The 16,522-nt window shown below is 70.4% G+C and carries 12 protein-coding genes and 1 tRNA gene; 3 read left to right on the top strand and 10 right to left on the bottom strand.

The window, feature by feature from the left end; all coding sequences use genetic code 11:
- Positions 1–140: 140 nt before the first annotated feature.
- From pknB to ACIRSS_RS33455, 7 genes are all read right to left on the bottom strand, one after another.
- Positions 141–2,111: a Stk1 family PASTA domain-containing Ser/Thr kinase gene (gene pknB / locus ACIRSS_RS33485; RefSeq protein WP_400901829.1), complete on the bottom strand. Its 1,971-nt coding sequence runs from the start codon at positions 2,109–2,111 to the stop codon at positions 141–143.
- Positions 2,108–3,442, bottom strand: a complete 1,335-nt coding sequence (locus ACIRSS_RS33480) for a serine/threonine-protein kinase (protein WP_400901827.1) — start codon at positions 3,440–3,442, stop codon at positions 2,108–2,110. The genes pknB and ACIRSS_RS33480 overlap by 4 nt, the downstream gene beginning before the upstream one ends.
- A 3-nt stretch (positions 3,443–3,445) precedes the next feature.
- On the bottom strand, positions 3,446–4,915 hold the full coding sequence (locus tag ACIRSS_RS33475; RefSeq protein WP_400901825.1) for a peptidoglycan D,D-transpeptidase FtsI family protein: 1,470 nt from the start codon (positions 4,913–4,915) through the stop codon (positions 3,446–3,448).
- Positions 4,912–6,399 carry an FtsW/RodA/SpoVE family cell cycle protein gene (locus ACIRSS_RS33470; RefSeq protein WP_400901823.1) on the bottom strand — a complete coding sequence of 496 codons (1,488 nt, stop codon included), beginning with the start codon at positions 6,397–6,399 and terminating at the stop codon, positions 4,912–4,914. The genes ACIRSS_RS33475 and ACIRSS_RS33470 overlap by 4 nt, the downstream gene beginning before the upstream one ends.
- A complete protein-coding gene (locus tag ACIRSS_RS33465) occupies positions 6,399–7,796 on the bottom strand; it encodes a PP2C family protein-serine/threonine phosphatase (protein ID WP_400901821.1) in 1,398 nt (465 codons plus the stop codon). Before ACIRSS_RS33465 ends, ACIRSS_RS33470 begins: the two co-directional genes overlap by 1 nt.
- Positions 7,793–8,254: an FHA domain-containing protein gene (locus ACIRSS_RS33460; RefSeq protein ID WP_003079002.1), complete on the bottom strand. Its 462-nt coding sequence runs from the start codon at positions 8,252–8,254 to the stop codon at positions 7,793–7,795. Before ACIRSS_RS33460 ends, ACIRSS_RS33465 begins: the two co-directional genes overlap by 4 nt.
- A gap of 100 nt (positions 8,255–8,354) precedes the next feature.
- Positions 8,355–9,596, bottom strand: coding sequence for a DUF3662 and FHA domain-containing protein (locus ACIRSS_RS33455; RefSeq protein WP_400901819.1), 1,242 nt, complete (start codon positions 9,594–9,596; stop codon positions 8,355–8,357).
- A 130-nt stretch (positions 9,597–9,726) separates the two neighbouring features.
- Here ACIRSS_RS33455 and ACIRSS_RS33450 point away from each other — a divergent pair.
- Positions 9,727–9,809: transfer RNA gene (locus ACIRSS_RS33450), tRNA-Leu, on the top strand.
- 124 nt (positions 9,810–9,933) lie between these two features.
- Here the strand turns inward: ACIRSS_RS33450 and ACIRSS_RS33445 are convergent.
- From ACIRSS_RS33445 to ACIRSS_RS33435, 3 genes are all read right to left on the bottom strand, one after another.
- A complete protein-coding gene (locus tag ACIRSS_RS33445; RefSeq protein ID WP_400901817.1) occupies positions 9,934–10,674 on the bottom strand; it encodes a S1 family peptidase in 741 nt (246 codons plus the stop codon).
- A 115-nt stretch (positions 10,675–10,789) separates the two neighbouring features.
- Positions 10,790–11,542 carry a S1 family peptidase gene (locus tag ACIRSS_RS33440; RefSeq protein ID WP_400901815.1) on the bottom strand — a complete coding sequence of 251 codons (753 nt, stop codon included), beginning with the start codon at positions 11,540–11,542 and terminating at the stop codon, positions 10,790–10,792.
- A 107-nt stretch (positions 11,543–11,649) separates the two neighbouring features.
- Positions 11,650–12,024 carry an FKBP-type peptidyl-prolyl cis-trans isomerase gene (locus tag ACIRSS_RS33435; protein WP_372667605.1) on the bottom strand — a complete coding sequence of 125 codons (375 nt, stop codon included), beginning with the start codon at positions 12,022–12,024 and terminating at the stop codon, positions 11,650–11,652.
- 139 nt (positions 12,025–12,163) lie between these two features.
- Here ACIRSS_RS33435 and ACIRSS_RS33430 point away from each other — a divergent pair, with 139 nt between their 5' ends.
- Both ACIRSS_RS33430 and ACIRSS_RS33425 read left to right on the top strand, forming a co-directional pair.
- Complete coding sequence (locus ACIRSS_RS33430; RefSeq protein ID WP_400901813.1) at positions 12,164–15,382, top strand: penicillin acylase family protein; 3,219 nt, start codon at positions 12,164–12,166, stop codon at positions 15,380–15,382.
- 70 nt (positions 15,383–15,452) lie between these two features.
- Positions 15,453–16,493, top strand: coding sequence for a trans-sulfuration enzyme family protein (locus tag ACIRSS_RS33425; RefSeq protein ID WP_400901811.1), 1,041 nt, complete (start codon positions 15,453–15,455; stop codon positions 16,491–16,493).
- The last annotated feature ends 29 nt before the right edge of the window (positions 16,494–16,522 follow it).

Below are 16,522 nucleotides of genomic sequence, written 5' to 3'. Positions count from 1 at the left end.
GGGCTTGTAACCCCGCGCCCGTCGCCCCCCGCGGGTGTCCCCCTACCGGGGGGCGGGCCCGGGCGGGGTTACACCACAAAACCCCAACACCGGGGCCCGCCCCCCCCGCCCCGGGGGGGCCCCCTTCCGCGTGGACTTGATCAGCCTCCGCCGGGGGTTGTCGTCGTGCCCGTCGGGAACAACGGACCGTTCGAGACGGCCACCGTGATGTTCGTGTCCTTGTCGATCTGCGTTCCCGGCGGCACGCTCTGCTTGGTGATCGTGCCTTCGGGCTTGGTGCTGGTCCGGTCGGACTGCTGCCGGAGCTGCTGGGTCCAGCCCATGCTCTCCAGCTTCGCCTGGGCGTCGTCGACCGTCATGCCGATCAGGGTCGGCATCTCGATCTTCGAGTTGTCCTGCTGGGGGCCGGTCGAGACCGTCAGGGTGATCGTCTCGCCGACCGGCACCGAACCACCGTTCGGGTCCTGGGTGATGACCGTGTCCTTCGGCACCGTGTCCGAAGGCTGGTCGACCCGCTTCGTCTTGAAGCCGGCGGCCCGCAACTGCTGGTCGGCCGTCGAGTACGGCTTGCCGGTGAAGTTGGTGACCTGCTTGAGCGTCTTGGACTTGGCCACGGTGATCTTCACGGCCGTGCCCTGGTCGACCTGGGTCAATGCGGTGGGGGTCTGCGACTGCACCAGGCCGGCCTGGCTCTGGTCGTCCACCTCGACCTCGTCGGTGTTCGGGTCGAGGGTCAGCTTCGCGTCGGTCAGCAACTTGTCGGCCTGGTCACGCGTCTTGCCCTTCAGGTCCGGCACGGTGGCCTTGCCCGGCGGGACCCCCTTGTACAGCGTGATCTTCGCGTCCGTGGCGACCGGGGTGCCGACGTTCGGGTCGATCTTGACGACCTTGTTGATGTCGTCCTGCGTGCACGTCGGACCGCCGTCGGTCGGTGCGACCCCGCCGCAGGTGACGTCCTTCGTCTCGATCGACTGGAACCCCTTGGAGCGCAGCTGTTCCTGCGCCTGCGGGACGGACTGGTGCAGGACGTCGGGGATGGCGACCGTCTCCGACTGGCTCTTGAACGAGCCCGACAGCCACATGATCAGCAGCACCGCGCCGAGCACGAAGACTGCGGCCAGCGCGGCCAGCAGCGTCCGGCGGCGGCGCTTGGCCTTCGGGTCCTCGTCGTCCGCGGCGTCGTACTCCTCGTAGCGCTGCGGCTGCCGCCGGTCGGCGTTCATCACCTGCGTGCGCTCGTCCTCGGACATCACCATCGGCGCCGCCGGGCGCTGGCCCGAGAGCGTGCGCACCAGGTCCGAGCGCATCTCCGCCGCCGACTGGTAGCGGTTCGCCGGGCCCTTGGCCAGCGCCTTCAGCACGACGGCGTCCAGCTCCGGGGCCACCGCCGGGTTCACCGACGACGGCGGGTTCGGGTCTTCCCGGACGTGCTGGTAGGCCACCGCGACCGGGGAGTCCCCGGTGAACGGCGGCTCGCCGGTGATCAGCTCGTACAGCACGCAGCCGGCGGCGTAGACGTCGGACCGGGCGTCGACCGACTCGCCGCGGGCCTGCTCCGGCGACAGGTACTGCGCCGTGCCGATCACCGCGGCGGTCTGGGTCATGGCGGACTGGCCGTCGTGCATCGCGCGCGCGATGCCGAAGTCCATCACCTTGACCGCGCCGTTCTTCGTGATCATCACGTTGGCCGGCTTGACGTCGCGGTGCACGATGCCGTGGCGGTGGGAGAAGTCGAGCGCCGCGCAGACGTCGGCCATGACCTCCATCGCCCGCTTCTGCGACATCGGGCCTTCGGTCTTCACGATGTCGCGAAGCGTCCGGCCTTCGACGTACTCCATGACGATGTACGGCAGCGGGCCGAACTCGGTGTTGGCCTCACCGGTGTCGTAGACCGCGACGATCGCCGGGTGGTTCAGCGCGGCGGCGTTCTGCGCTTCCCGGCGGAAGCGCTCCTGGAACTGCGGGTCCCTGGCGAGGTCGGCACGGAGGATCTTGATCGCGACTTCCCGGCCGAGGCGCACGTCGTGGCCGTGATGGACCTCGGACATGCCTCCGTAGCCGAGCGTTTCGCCCAGCTCGTACCGGTTGGAGAGCAGTCTGGGTGTGCTCATCTCTGGATGCCGTTCCATTCCGTCCAAGGTGCGGTCATGATGCCTTGCTGGCCATCGTCGGTCGTTCCGGGAGTGTCCGCCGGGTAGGCGCTCGAAGCGGGCGGTTCCTCCGCGGGCGGCTGTCTGCCCGGGACCACCTGGCTCTGCGTCTGGCCGGTGTGCGGTGGCGAGCCCGAGCTGCCGATCATCTTCGCCACGAGGACGATGGCCGCCACCAGGACAACGAGCAGGATGGCCGCGAGGAGCGCCCACCAGCCCCACTGGGACTTCTTCCGGGTCACCGGCACCATGGCCGGCCGCAGGACCGGCCGCGACGGCGGCCCGATGGCGACCATCGGGTTGCCCGTCGGGGACTGCGGGCCCACCGGCATGTGCTGCTGCTGCGGCGGGACCGGCTGCGGCGGCACCGGCTGTTGCTGCTGCGGTTGCGGCTGCTGCACCGCCGGCTGCTGGCCCGTCGCGTACGTGGCGTTGACCAGCCCGCGCGGCGTCGGCAGCGGCAGCCCGGCGCGGACCGCGGCGACGGCGGCCGCGAACTCGCCGCCGCTGTTGTAGCGCTGGCGCGGGTCCTTCACCAGCGTTGCCTCGATCACCGCGCGCGCGGCGGGCGGGACGTCCGGCGGCAGCGGCGGCGCGATGTCGCGGATGTGCATCATCGCGACCGTCACGGCGTTTTCCGACAGGAACGGCCGGTGCCCGGCGAGGCATTCGTAGCCGCACACCGCGAGCGAGTAGACGTCGGACGCCGGCTCGGCCGGGTGCCCGAGCGCCTGCTCCGGCGCGATGTAGTGCGCGGTGCCCATGACCATGCCGGACCGGGTGACCGGCGCGGCGTCGGCCGCCTTGGCGACGCCGAAGTCGGTGATCTTCACCTGCCCGGCCGAGGTCACCAGGATGTTGCCCGGCTTGACGTCGCGGTGGACCAGGCCCTGCTCGTGCGCGGCCTGCAGCGCGTTGCCCGCCTGCTCCAGCATGTCGAGCGTGAACTCCGCCGACAGCCGCCCGTGCTTGGCCAGCAACCCGGCCAGCGGGTCGCCGTCGACGAGCTCCATCACCAGGTACGCGATGGAGAGGTCACCGTCGAAGATGGTCTCGCCGTAGTCGTGCACCGCGGCGATGCCGGGGTGGTTCAGGGACGCCGTCATCCGCGCTTCGGTGCGGAAGCGGTGGAGGAACTCGGCGTCACCGGAGAGTTCGGCCTTGAGGATCTTGACAGCCACGGTCCGGTCCAGCCGGGTGTCGCTGGCCTGCCAGACCTCGCCCATCCCGCCGACGGCGATCCGGCTCGTCAGCTTGTACCTCTCGGCCAGCAGCTGGCCCGAGGACAGCATCCGCTATCCACCCCCGAGCTTGGCGTTGATCGCGGCGCGGCCGATCTCCGCGGCGACCGTGCCGCCGGTGGCCGCGAGCCCGCGGTTGCCGCCGTCTTCGACGATGACGGCGACCGCGATCTGCGGGTCGTTCGCCGGCGCGAAGGCGGTGTACCAGGCGTGCGGGGCGGTGTTCTTGGAGTCCGTGCCGTGCTCGGCGGTGCCGGTCTTCGACGCGATCTGGATGTCCGCGCGCTTGCCGCCACCCTTGGTGAAGCCCTCGGAAGCGATCATCATGTCCTTGAGGATCGCGGCGTTCGACGACGAGAGTGCCGCCGTGCCGGTGAGCTCGGTGGGACTGTAGTCCTCGATGGTCGACAGGTCCGGCGCCAGTACCGACTGCACCAGCTGCGGCTTCATCGCCATCCCGCCGTTGGCCACGGTGGCCGCGAGCAGGCAGTCCTGCAGCGGGGTCAGCCGGACGTCGCGCTGGCCGATGCCGCTCTGGTAGAGCGCGCCCTGCGAGTCGAGCGGGCCGACCGTGGACGGCGCGACCTTCATCGGCACGGTCAGGTCGGTCTGCCCGATGCCGAAGTTCGCCGCCGTCTTCTTCAGCTTGTCCGCGCCCAGCTGGCCGGCGAACTCCGCGAACGGGACGTTGCAGGAGTGCGCGAGCGCGTCCTTGAACGTCGTCCCCGGGCAGCCCTCGCCGGCGTAGTTCTCCAGCGTCACGTTGGTGCCGGGGAGCTTCGTGTTCGGCGCGGGGTTGACCGGGGTGTCCGGGCCCTTGCCGTCCTCGAGCACGGCCGACGCGGTGACCAGCTTGAACGTCGACCCCGGCGGGTAGGTCTCCGAGATCGCCCGGTTCAGCATCGGGTTCTTCGGGTCCTTGACGTAGGAGTTCCACGCGTCGGTCTGCGCCTTCGACGTGTGCGACGCCAGCTTGTTCGGGTCGTACGACGGCGTCGAGACCATCGCCAGGATCCGGCCGGTCTTCGGCTCCATCGCGACGACGGCGCCGGTGTAGCCGCGCTGCGTCATCAGGTCGTACGTCGCCTTCTGGACGGCCGGGTCGATGGTCAGCCGGACGTTGCCGCCGCTCGGGTCGCGGCCGGTGACCATGTCCGACAGCCGGCGCACGAACAGGCGCGGGTCCGAGCCGTTCAGGACGTCGTCCTCGGAGCGCTCGAGGCCGCCGGAGCCGTAGTTGATCGAGTAGTAGCCGGTGACCGGCGCGTACATCGGGCCGTCGACGTACGACCGCGTGTACTTGTACTTGTCGTTCGACGGGTCGACCTTCGCCAGGACCTCACCGTTCGCCTGCGACACGATCTGGCCGCGCCGGCGGGCGAACTCGTCGTAGAGGACGCGCGCGTTGCGGGAGTCGGTGCGGTAGTCGTCGGCCTTCACGACCTGGATGTAGGTCGCGTTGGCGAGCAGCAGGACGACCATGACGAGCATCGCCATGCCGACCTTGCGCAGCGGGGTGTTCATGCCTGCTGGCCCCCGTCCGCCGGCGGACGCTGGACGAGCACGGTGTGCGCTTCGGCGATCGGCGCCTGCTGCTGGGGCTGCGGCTTCGGCCGGGCGGTGGGCCGCCGGGCCGCGTCGGAGACCCGGAGCAGCAGGGCGACCAGGATGTAGTTCGCCAGCAGCGACGAACCACCCTTGGACAGGAACGGGGCGGTGATACCGGTCTCCGGGATGAGCTTCGTGACCCCGCCGACGACGACGAAGATCTGCATGACCATGGTGAACGCCAGCCCGCCGCCGAGCAGCTTGCCGAACGTGTCGCGCACGGCGAGCGCGCTGCGCATGCCGCGCATCGCGACGAGCAAGTACAGCATCAGCACGGCGGCCAGGCCGATGAAGCCGAGCTCCTCGCCGATCGCCGCGGTGATGAAGTCGGTGTTGGCCTCCGGGACCATGTCCGGGCGGCCGGCGCCGAGCCCGGTGCCGCCGATCCCGCCGGTCCCGAGCCCGAACAGGCCCTGCGCGATCTGGTACCCGCCGCCGAGCTTGTCGTACGTGGCCAGCGGGTCGAGCCAGTTGGCCACGCGCTGCTGGACGTGCGTGAAGAGGTTGTACGCGATCAGGCAGCCGCCGACGAAGAAGCTCAAGCCCAGGACGACCCAGATGATCCGCTCGGTCGCCACGTACAGCATCATCAGGATGACGCTGAAGAACAGCAGCGACGTGCCGAGGTCCTTCTCGAACACCAGGATGCCGATGCAGGCGACCGCGGCGATGAGGATCGGGCCCAGGTCACGCGCCCGCGGCAGCTCGACGCCGAGGAACTTCTTGCCCGCCACCATGAACAGGTCGCGCTTCGACACCAGGAACGACGCGAAGAAGACCATCAGCAGGATCTTCGCGAACTCGCCCGGCTGGATCGAGAAGCCCGGCAGCTTCAGCCACACCTTGGCGCCGTTGACCTCGGACAGGCTCGACGGCAGCAGCGCGGGCAGCGCCAGCGCGACGATCCCGACCAGGCCCGCGGTGTAGCCGTAGCGGGTCAGCGTGCGGTGGTCGTTCACCACGACCAGCACGGCGACGAAGAAGCCCAGCGAGATGACGGTGAACAGCACCTGCGCCGTGACGGCGGGGGTGTAGTCCTTCCCGTTCTGCACGGCCTTTTCGGCCAGGGCCAGGTCGATCCGGTGGATCATCACCAGCCCGATGCCGTTCAGCAGCGCGACGCAGGGGAGCAGCACCGGGTCCGCGTACGGCGCCCACCGGCGCACGGCCAGGTGCGCCGCGGCGAAGATCGCGAGGTAGGCCAGGCCGAGCCAGACGATCGACCAGGTGAGCTCCTGCTCCTGGTTCGCTTCGACCAGCACCAAGGCGATGGTGACGATGAACGCGGCGAACCCCAGCAGCACCAGTTCGGTGTTGCGGCGGGTCGGGACGTCTCGTGGCGGGTTCGTCTGGAACTGCGCGGCGAGCGGTTCGGCGGTGCGCGCGACGGGCTGGCTCATCAGTTACCGCCTCCCGTCGTCGGTGCCGTCGAACTCGGCGTCGAGCAGTCCCTCCCCGCTGGCTGGTTCGCCGACGACGGAGCAGTGGAGCCGGCCGGAGCCGACGGCGTGGACGTCGGCGTGACCGTGGGGGTCGGCGTCGAGGACGGCTGGCCGCCCGCCGGCGCGCAGTTGTTCAGGCGCTTGTGCAGCTGCAGGAAGTCGTCGATGTACTTCCGGGCGTCGTCCAGGCTGTCCTTCTTGACGCCGTTCTGCACCGCCAGCCGCGCGTCTTCCTGGAGCTGGTCGACGCGCAGCTTGTCCGTGCACACCTGGTTGGGCGGGCACGAGCCCTGCTCGTAGGTGTGCAGGTCGATGCCGAGGATGCTGCCGGGAACACCGCGGTAGATCACGACTTCCTGGTCCGCACCTTCGCCGACATAGTACTGACTCAGGACGAAGTACCGGGTGGCGATGGCGGCCGCGGCGAGCACGACGAGCACCACCAGCGCGCCGGCGAGCCAGCGGAACCGCTTCCGGCGCTTGGCCTTCGGGTCCACGCTCGGCTGCGGCAGCTCCGGACGCGGCTGCGGCGGCGGCTGGGTCAGCGCCCGCGCGCGGGCCGCGGGCGAGTCGCCCTGGTGCCGTTCGTCGCTGCCGTCCCCGGCGGCGCCGCCCACGATGGGCGCGTCCTCGCCGAAGTCGACGTCGACGACGTCGGCGATGATCACCGTGACGTTGTCGGTGCCGCCGCCCTTGAGCGCCAGCTCGATCATCCGGTCCGCGCACTGCTGCGGGTCCGGGATCTGCACGGCCTCGGCCAGCGTCTCGTCGCTGACCATGCCGGACAGGCCGTCGGAGCAGATCAGGTAGCGGTCGCCGGAGCGGGCTTCGCGCACGGTCAGGCTCGGCTCGACTTCGTGGCCGGTCAGCGCCTTCAGCAGCAGCGACCGCTGCGGGTGCACCGCCGCCTCTTCGGGCGTGATCCGGCCCTGCTCGAGCAGCTCGTTGACGAAGCTGTCGTCGCGGGTGATCTGCGCGAACTGGCCGCCGCGCAGCAGGTACGCGCGCGAGTCGCCGACGTGCACCAGGCCGAGCCGGTTGCCGGCGAACAGGACGGCGGTGAGCGTGGTGCCCATGCCGTCGAGGTCGGGGTCTTGCGAGACGAGTTCGGCGATGGCGGCGTTGCCGTTCGCCACGGCCTCCCGGAGTTGCGCGAGGAGGTCGTCGCCCGGCTCGTCGTCGTCGAGCGGGGCGAGCGAGGCGATGACGACCTTGCTGGCCACCTCACCCGCCGCGTGGCCACCCATACCGTCGGCGAGCGCGAGCAGGCGAGGGCCGGCGTACACGGAGTCCTGGTTGCTCGAACGCACCAGGCCCCGGTCGCTGCGGGCTGCGTAGCGGAGGACGAGAGTCATGGGCGAAGCTCGATCACCGTCTTGCCGATCCGGATGGGGACTCCGAGCGGGACCCGGAGGGGTGCAGTGACCTTAGCCCGGTCCAGGTACGTCCCGTTCGTCGAGCCCAGATCTTCCACGTACCAGTCCTCACCGCGCTGGGCGATCCGCGCGTGCCGGGTCGACGCGTAGTCGTCGTCGAGCACCAACGTGGAGTCGTCGGCCCGGCCGATCAGGATCGGCCGGCCGTCCAGCGCGATGCGCGTCCCCGCCAGCGCGCCGTGGGTCACGAGCAGCTGCTGCGGGGACTTGCTGTTGCGCGGCTTCTTCTCTTTCTTGCGCCCGAAGGTCGGTACCTGGACGCGCATGCCCGACGCCGCGTAGAGGTCCGAGCGGACGACTCTGAGCGCGGCGAACACGAAGAGCCAGAGCAGCACGAGGAAGCCCACCCTGGTGAGTTGTACGACCAGCTCTGGCACTTGGTGTGTCCGCTCCCGACTCGTCCGTGCAGCCGCGACGCGGGTACGCCGCGGTCCCCCCGCACGTCAATTCTGCGGGAACAGTATTCCGTGCCCCCAGTCAGCCCTGTGTACGGAACACGAGCGAGGAGTGCCCCACCCGGATGACGTCGCCGTCCGCGAGCTGCCAGGTCTGGACCGGAGTGCCGTTCACGGTCGTGCCGTTGGTCGACCCGATGTCGGCGAGCGTCGCGCTCTGGCCGTCCCAGGTGATCTCCAGGTGCCGGCGCGAGACGCCGGTGTCCGGGAGGCGGAAGTCCGCGTCCTGGCCGCGGCCCACGACGTTCCCGCCCTGCTTCAGCGAGTACGTGCGGTTCGAGCCGTCGTCCAGCTGCAGGCTCGCCGCGAGCTGGCGGCCCGGCGCCGGCGGGGCGTAGCCACCCTGCTGGCCGTACGGGTCCGCGGCCGGGGCGCCGTACGCCTGCTGCTGGCCGTACTGGTCGTAGCCGGCCTGCTGCTGACCGCCGTACTGGTCGTAGCCGCCCTGCTGGGGCTGGGCGTAGCCGCCTTGGTCGTAGCCACCGCCCTGGGGCTGGCCGTAACCCTGGTCGTACCCGCCCTGCTGGGGCTGGGCGTAGCCACCCTGGTCGTACCCGCCGCCCTGGGGCTGGCCGTAACCCTGGTCGTAGCCGCCCTGCTGGGGCTGGGCGTACCCGCCCTGGTCGTAGCCGCCCTGCTGCTGGCCGTACTGGTCGTAGCCGCCACCCGGCTGCTGCTGGCCGTACTGGTCGTAGCCACCGCCCTGCGGCTGGCCGTAACCCTGGTCGTACCCGGGCTGCTGGCCACCCTGCTGTCCGTAGCCGTACTGGCCCTGCTGGCCGTACGGGTCACCCTGGTCGTATTGGCCGTAGCCGGGGGGCTGGCTCATTGCTGGGTCTCCTGCGTTGCTGGGTCGTGCCGACCGCGGTGAACCGGCGCCTGAGGGGCGGGCGTCGGGATCGACGGACGAACGGGTCTTGAACTGTCCAGTATGCAGCGCCTCGTTGCGCTCGAGTGATACGACGACGTCACCATAGGTGTCCAGGCCCTCGGCGGCGAGGTGTTCCGCGACCGCCTTCGCCAGCACCTGAGTGACGCGTTGCTCGTCTCCGGCCATGCGTTCGTGGTCAGCCGCCCCCAAGGACACGATGTAGTGGTTCGGGGCGAGCTGCCGACCGCCTGCCAGCTCACGAACGTTCTCCTCACTCTCCCGCTCCAGGGCGATCGCCACTTCCTGCGTGACGACGTTGCCACCGAACATGCGCGCGAAAGTGTTCCCCACCAGGTTCTCGAGTCGCCTGTCGAATCGCTCAGCGCGGCCCACCGGGGAAAACCTCCTCACACGTGTGCTTCCGCATCGATCCTATCCGGGTGAGCGAGCCTCTACACGGCCCCCGGTGAAACCCGTTCAAACCACCTGCTAGTCTTCTCCTCGCTGCTTGAAGGAAGCACTCGGGCGAGTGGCGGAATGGCAGACGCGCACGGTTCAGGTCCGTGTGTCCGAAAGGACGTGAGGGTTCAACTCCCTCCTCGCCCACGCGGAAAGGGCCCCGGCATCACGCCGGGGCCCTTTTTCGTGTCCGCTGGGCCTTCGGCTCAGGTGGGGAATATCACCCGTTTGGCTCTGCGTGGTGTTCGCTCACGGCGGACTTTCGGGTGTATCAGGCTGTCGATTTGGCGACCCAGGCCGCCAGGACGTCGGCCCGGCTGGCCGTCTCGATGCCCGCGTGGGGGCAGCCCGGGCCCGTCGCCTCGACCGCCACCAGCTCGCCGCCCGTGAAGTACGGGGCTCCCGAGTCGTAGGTGCAGGCGCTCGTCGTGATCTCCGGGGCCGCTCCGCGGACGCCCAGGGTCGTCGGCTCCACCTTGGCGACCGCCACCGTGCCCTGCTGCATGCGGCTCGCCGGGGTGGGGTTGGTGCTGGTCGTGCTGCCCCAGCCGGCCAGCGTCAGCTGCTGGCCCACCTTCGGGACCGCGCGGCCGACCTTCAGCGGCGGCACCGCCGTCACCGGGCTGTCCAGGCGGGCCAGGGCCACGTCGTTCTCGTTGGCCTGGACCACCTCGGTCACCTTGCGGGCGATGCCCGACTCCGTCGCCTCGTCGACCAGGCCCAGGGTCACCGTGGTCGGGTAGGGGACCTTGCCGGAGACGCGGTTGCGGTTCGCGTCGTGGAAGCAGTGGCCCGTGGTCAGCACCCAGCCCGGGGCGATCAGGGAGCCGGTGCAGTAGCTGCTGTACGTCGAGCCGTCCGGGCGGGGGATCTTCGTCATCGCGAGCTTCGCGACGAACCCGAACTGCCCGGGCGGTACGTCGGTTCCGTGGGCGATCCCCGGCGCGGCCAAGGCGGCGGGGGCGGTGGCGGTGGTCAGGACAGCAGCGGCGAGCAGGGCGCGCAGGCGCATTCTTCCCCTTCGTCGAGTCGGTGGACGACGTTCGACGTTAGGGCCGCCGGGGGCCCGGCGGAATTCCCTGGCCGGGCGTCACCCGTCGGCGCGAGCGGGTGACGCCCGGACGGGGTCAGCCGACGTGCGAAGCGATCCAATCCGCGACGACGTCCACGCGGGAGGTGGTCTCGAGCTGGTTGTGCGGGCAGTCGGGCCCGGTCGACTCGACGGACACGAGCTGCCCACCCGACCCGCCCGCGACGAAGTAGGGCGCACCGGAGTCGTACACGCAGGCGCTCGTGGTCGACGTCGGGGCGACGCCCTGGACGCCGAGCGTCGAGGCGGCGACCTGGCCGACCTTCACCGTGCCCTGCTGCAGCTTCGTCGACGGCGTGGGGTTGGTGGCGGTGAGGCTGCCCCAGCCGGCGAGCGTCAGCAGCTGCCCGACCGACGGCGTGACCCGGTTGACCGTGAGCGGCGTGATGCCGGTGACGTCCGCGTCGAGCGTCGCGATCGCGATGTCGTTGGCGCTCGCCTGGTAGACCGTGACGACGTTGCGCGTCACGCCCGGCGTGCTCTGGTTGACCGTGCCCAGCAGCACCGACGTCGGGTACGGCACCGGTCCGGAGACGCGGTTGCGGTTGGCGTCGTGGAAGCAGTGGCCCGCGGTGATGATCCACTTCGCGGCGATCAGCGCGCCGGAGCACGCGCTGTTGTACTTCGTGCCGTCGGGCTTCGGGATGTTCGTCATGGTGAGCTTCGCGGCGAACTTGAACGTCCCGGCCGGGACGTCGGAGCCGTTGGCCACGGCCGCCGCCGGTCCCGCGGTGGCGAGACCGGCGGCCAGCGTCAAAAGGGCAGCGGAAAGCACAGCGCGAACGCGCATCGGTGAATCCCCCTTCGTGCACCGGCTCCGAAGGCCGGTGATCACTTTCGAGGGTAGTGATGGTGCTCCGCGGGAAAAGACGCCGTTCAGCCCAAGTGCTGCAGAACCTAGTTCACGCCGACGAGGTCCACCACGAAGATCAGGGTCTCGCCCGGCTTGATGACGCCGCCCGCGCCGCGGTCGCCGTAGGCCAGGTGCGGCGGGATGACGAGCTTGCGGCGGCCACCGATCTTCATGCCCGCGACACCCTGGTCCCAGCCGGAGATGACCTGGCCGGCACCCAGGCCGAAGCGCAGCGGCTCGCCGCGGTTCCAGGACGCGTCGAACTCCTCGCCGGTCGAGTGCGAGACACCGACGTAGTGCACGGTGACGGTCTTGCCCGACGTGGCTTCCGTGCCGTCACCGACCGTGATGTCGGTGATCTCGAGGTCGGCCGGAGGGTTGCCCTCGGGGCGGTCGATCTGGGGCTTTTCCAAGGTCATGGCACTCACCGTACCCACGCGCGCGAGGCTGCGCCGTTCGGACTACGTCCAAGGGCTGAAAAACGCGAAAAGTCTTCACACTTCAGCTACTGCTCGGTAGCGTGCGCTTCGTCACTCTTCTGACTGAGGGGAGCCCGGCATGCGACGTGGCATCCGCGCCCTGACCTTGACGGCTTTGGGGGCCCTCGTGGCCGGACTCACCCAGGTCGCCGTCACCGCTCCGGCCGCGCAGGCGGCCGCGTCTCCCGACGACTACTGCGGCGGGCAGTGCGGCGACATCCTGCCGCCCGGCGAGAACGGCAACGCCACCCTCGCCGACATCCTGGCGCACAAGGTGCTCGGCACCCGCCCGGCGCACGCTTCCGACCAGCTCGGGAAGTACTCGTCGCTGGCCAACGGCTACCAGACGCTGACCACCGGCACCATCAACCAGTACTTCAACGACTCGTCGTTCGGCGTCGCCGCCGACCAGGTCGCGAGCACGACCAAGCCGCGCTCGGACGTGACGATCGTGCGGGACAAGGCCCTCGGCGTCCCGCACATCACCGGGACCACCCGGTCCGGCACCGAGTTCGGCGCCGGCTACGCGGCCGCGCAGGACCGGCTGTGGCTGATGGACGTCCTGCGCCACGCGGCGCGCGGCCAGGTCACCCCGTTCGCCGGCGGCGCGGAGGCCAACCGCGAGCTGGAGCAGCAGTTCTTCTCGAACGCGCCGTACACCGAAGCCGAGCTGCAGCAGCAGATCGACCACGTCGCGAGCAGCGGCCCGCGCGGCGCGCAGGGTCTCGCCGACGCGCAGGCCTACGTCGACGGCATCAACAAGTACATCAGCGACTCCTACAACGGCCGGTACTTCCCGGGGGAGTACGTGCTGACCGGGCACGTCGACTCGATCACCAACGCCGGGTCGATCGACCCGTTCAAGCTGACCGACCTGGTCGCGCTCGCCTCGCTGGTCGGCGCCGAGTTCGGCGCGGGCGGCGGTGGCGAGGTGCAGAACGCCATCGCGAAGCTCGCGATGCAGGAGAAGTACGGCGTCGTCCAGGGCGAGAAGGTGTGGCAGAGCCTCCGCTCGGAGGACGACCCCGAAGCCGTCAAGACGCTGCACGACGGCCAGACCTTCCCGTACGGCAAGACGCCGGCCAACCCCGTCGGCCAGGCCCTGCCGGACAAGGGCTCGGTGACCGGGCAGCAGCTGGTGTTCGACAAGACCGGCTCGGCTTCGACCGCGACTCCGTCCACTGTGGACGTCGCCGCCCCCGCCGAGCAGGAGCCCGCCCGCGGGATGTTCGACAACGGCGTGCTGCCGGGGAACATGCTGAGCGAGAAGCACGGCATGTCGAACGCGCTGGTCGTGTCCGGCTCGAAGACCGCCAGCGGCCACCCGGTCGCGGTGTTCGGCCCGCAGACCGGCTACTTCGCCCCGCAGCTGCTCCTGCTGCAGGAGCTGCAGGGTCCGGGCATCAGCGCGCGCGGCGCCGCCTTCGCCGGGCTGAGCATGTACGTGCTCCTCGGCCGCGGCCAGGACTACTCGTGGAGCGCGACGACGTCGGCGCAGGACATCATCGACACCTACGCGCTGACGCTGTGCGACCCGAGCGGCAAGGCGCCGACGAAGGACTCGAACTACTACACCTGGCAAGGCCAGTGCATCCCGATGGACACCGTCGAGGTCAAGAACGCCTGGAAGCCGACCGTGGCCGACGGGACCGCGGCGGGTTCGTACACCTTGCGCAGCTACCGGACCAAGTACGGACCGGTGCAGAGCCGGGCGACCGTCGGCGGCAAACCGGTGGCGTACGCGGCGCTGCGCTCGTCCTACTTCCACGAGGTCGACTCGCTGATCGGCTTCCAGGAGCTGAACGACCCGGGCTTCGTGAAGTCCGCCGCCGACTTCCAGAAGGCCGCGGCCGACATCAACTACACGTTCAACTGGTTCTACGCCGACTCGAAGGACATCGCCTACTTCAACTCGGGCAGCAACCCGTCTCGGCAGTCCGATGTGGACCCGAACATGCCGGTCTGGGGCGACCAGGGCCACGACTGGATCGGCTGGAACCCCAGCGGGAACCAGGCGACCTACACGCCGGCGTCGCAGCACCCGCAGTCGGTCAACCAGGACTACTACGTCAGCTGGAACAACGCGCAGGCCAACGGCTACGCGGCCGCCGGTGCGGACAAGTCCGCCGTGCACCGCGTCGACCTGCTCGACTCGCGCGTCAAGCAGCTGATCTCCAGCGGCACCAAGGTCACCCGGGTCAACCTGACCCAGGCCATGGAGTCGGCGGCGCTGGCCGACCTGCGTGCCGAGCGCGTCCTGCCGCTGCTGCTGCAGGTGCTCGACAAGACGCCGACCACCGGCGCGGCCGCCGACGCCGAGGCGAAGCTCAAGACGTGGCTCGCGAACGGACAGCAGCGCAAGGAGACGTCGCCGGGCAGCAAGGCGTACTCCGACGCCGACGCGATCCGCATCTTCGACGCCTGGTGGCCGCTGCTCGTCCAGGCCGAGTTCAAGCCGGGCCTGGGCGACGACGCCTACAACGCGATGACCGGCGTGCTGGGCATCAACGAAAGCCCGTCCGGGTGGCAGAACGGCAACGGCCAGCACACCGGCCAGCCCCACAAGGGTTCCTCGTTCCAGTTCGGCTGGTGGGGCTACGTCAGCAAGGACATCCGGCAGGTGCTCGGCCAGCCGGTGGCCGGCCCGCTCGCCCAGACGTTCTGCGGCGGCGGGAACGTCACGACGTGCCGCCAGGCGCTCGTCGACTCGCTGACCACGGCCGCCGGCCAGGCCGCCAACACCGTGTACCCCGGTGACGGCAGCTGCTCCGCGGGCGACCAGTGGTGCGCCGACACGATCGTCCACAACCCGCTGGGCGGCATCACGCAGGACAAGATCAGCTGGCAGAACCGCCCGACGTTCCAGCAGGTCGTCGAGTACACCGCGCACCGCGGGGACAACATCGCGAACCTCGCGCCGGGGAAGACGGTCAGCGCCACGAGCGCCGAGACCGGTTTCTACAACTCGCCGGCGTCGAACGCGATCGACGGGAACGCCTCGACCCGCTGGGCCAGCGACTGGAGCGACGACCAGGCGATCACCGTCGACCTCGGTTCGGTGCAGCAGGTCTCGCGGGTGCTCCTGAGCTGGGAAGCCGCGTACGGGAGGGGTTACAAGATCCAGACCTCGCCCGACGCGGTGAACTGGACGGACGCGGCCGTGGTCACCGACGGCGACGGCGGGCAGGACAACGTCTCGTTCGCCCCGACGTCGGCGAGGTTCGTGAAGATGCAGGGCGTCCAGCGCGGCACGAAGTACGGCTACTCGCTGTACGAGTTCGAGGTGTACGCCCACTGAGCAGGCCGGGCCGCCCGTGGACGCGCGGGCGGCCCGGCCACCCCACCGGTGCGCGGTTACCGTGAGGCGCATGGACGACTGGACGCCCCGCACCAAGGCGATCGCCGCCGGCCGGCCGCACGGCCCCGGCGAGCCGCTGAACACCCCGCTCGTCGCCACCAGCACGTACCGGGCCGGCGGCGACTCCGTCTACGCGCGCGGTGACGGGACGCCGACCTGGCACGCCCTGGAAGAGGCCGTCGGCGCGCTGGAGGGCGGGCACGCGACGGCGTTCGCGTCCGGTGTCGCCACCCTGTCCGCGGTGCTGGACCTGCTGCCGGTCGGGTCGCGGGTGGTCGTGCCGACGTTCAGCTACGCCGTGACGCGCGGGGTGCTCGCCCACGCGCAGAAGCTCGGCAAGCTCGCCGTCACCGAGCTCGACCCGACCGACACCGCCGCCTGGGTCGCCGAGGCCGCGACGTCCGACCTGGTCTGGCTCGAGTCGCCGACCAACCCCACCCTCGACGTGATGGACATCGAGACCATCGCCGCCGCCGCGCGCGGCCGGGTCGTCGTCGACAACACCTTCGCGACGCCGTTGCAGCAGCGGCCCCTCGAACTCGGTGCCGACGTCGTCGTGCACAGCGCGACCAAGCTGATCGGCGGGCACTCCGACCTGCTGCTGGGCATCACCGTGGCCAAGGACCCGGCGGTCGCCGAAGAGCTGCGGGGTGCGCGGACCCGCGTCGGCTCGACGCCGGGCGCGCTCGAGGCGTGGCTCGCGTTGCGCGGGCTGCGGACCATGCCGGTCCGGCTGGCCGAGCAGTCCCGCACCGCCGCGCTGCTGGCTTCGCGGCTCGGCGAGCATCCTGCGGTGCAGCGTGTGCGCTACCCGGGCTTCGGGATGATGGTGTCCTTCGACCTCGCCGACGCCGAGACGGCCGACCGGTTCTGCGCGGCGGTCCGGCTGATCGTGTCGGCGACCAGCCTCGGCGGCGTCGAAAGCCTGGTCGAACGGCGGGCCTGGCTGCCGGGCGAGGAGCGCGTCCCGGCGGGGCTCGTCCGGTTCAGCGTCGGCCTCGAAGACCCGGACGACCTGTGGCGGGACCTGAACAGCGCGTTACCGCGGTAACGCCGGTCGGCGGATCGTCGATAGTCGCG

Origin of the sequence: Amycolatopsis sp. NPDC101161 (assembly GCF_044768185.1) — a bacterium.
GTDB lineage: Bacteria > Actinomycetota > Actinomycetes > Mycobacteriales > Pseudonocardiaceae > Amycolatopsis.
This window is presented reverse-complemented; position numbering and strand designations above follow the sequence as displayed.

Coding starts and splice junctions, on each gene's coding strand:
- ACIRSS_RS33445 (WP_400901817.1), bottom strand. CDS start 10,674: ATGCGCCTGCGCGCCCTGCTCGCCGCTGCTGTCCTGACCACCGCCACC.
- ACIRSS_RS33470 (WP_400901823.1), bottom strand. CDS start 6,399: ATGAGCCAGCCCGTCGCGCGCACCGCCGAACCGCTCGCCGCGCAGTTC.
- ACIRSS_RS33425 (WP_400901811.1), top strand. CDS start 15,453: ATGGACGACTGGACGCCCCGCACCAAGGCGATCGCCGCCGGCCGGCCG.
- ACIRSS_RS33430 (WP_400901813.1), top strand. CDS start 12,164: ATGCGACGTGGCATCCGCGCCCTGACCTTGACGGCTTTGGGGGCCCTC.
- ACIRSS_RS33435 (WP_372667605.1), bottom strand. CDS start 12,024: ATGACCTTGGAAAAGCCCCAGATCGACCGCCCCGAGGGCAACCCTCCG.
- pknB (WP_400901829.1), bottom strand. CDS start 2,111: ATGAGCACACCCAGACTGCTCTCCAACCGGTACGAGCTGGGCGAAACG.
- ACIRSS_RS33475 (WP_400901825.1), bottom strand. CDS start 4,915: ATGAACACCCCGCTGCGCAAGGTCGGCATGGCGATGCTCGTCATGGTC.
- ACIRSS_RS33465 (WP_400901821.1), bottom strand. CDS start 7,796: ATGACTCTCGTCCTCCGCTACGCAGCCCGCAGCGACCGGGGCCTGGTG.
- ACIRSS_RS33440 (WP_400901815.1), bottom strand. CDS start 11,542: ATGCGCGTTCGCGCTGTGCTTTCCGCTGCCCTTTTGACGCTGGCCGCC.
- ACIRSS_RS33480 (WP_400901827.1), bottom strand. CDS start 3,442: ATGCTGTCCTCGGGCCAGCTGCTGGCCGAGAGGTACAAGCTGACGAGC.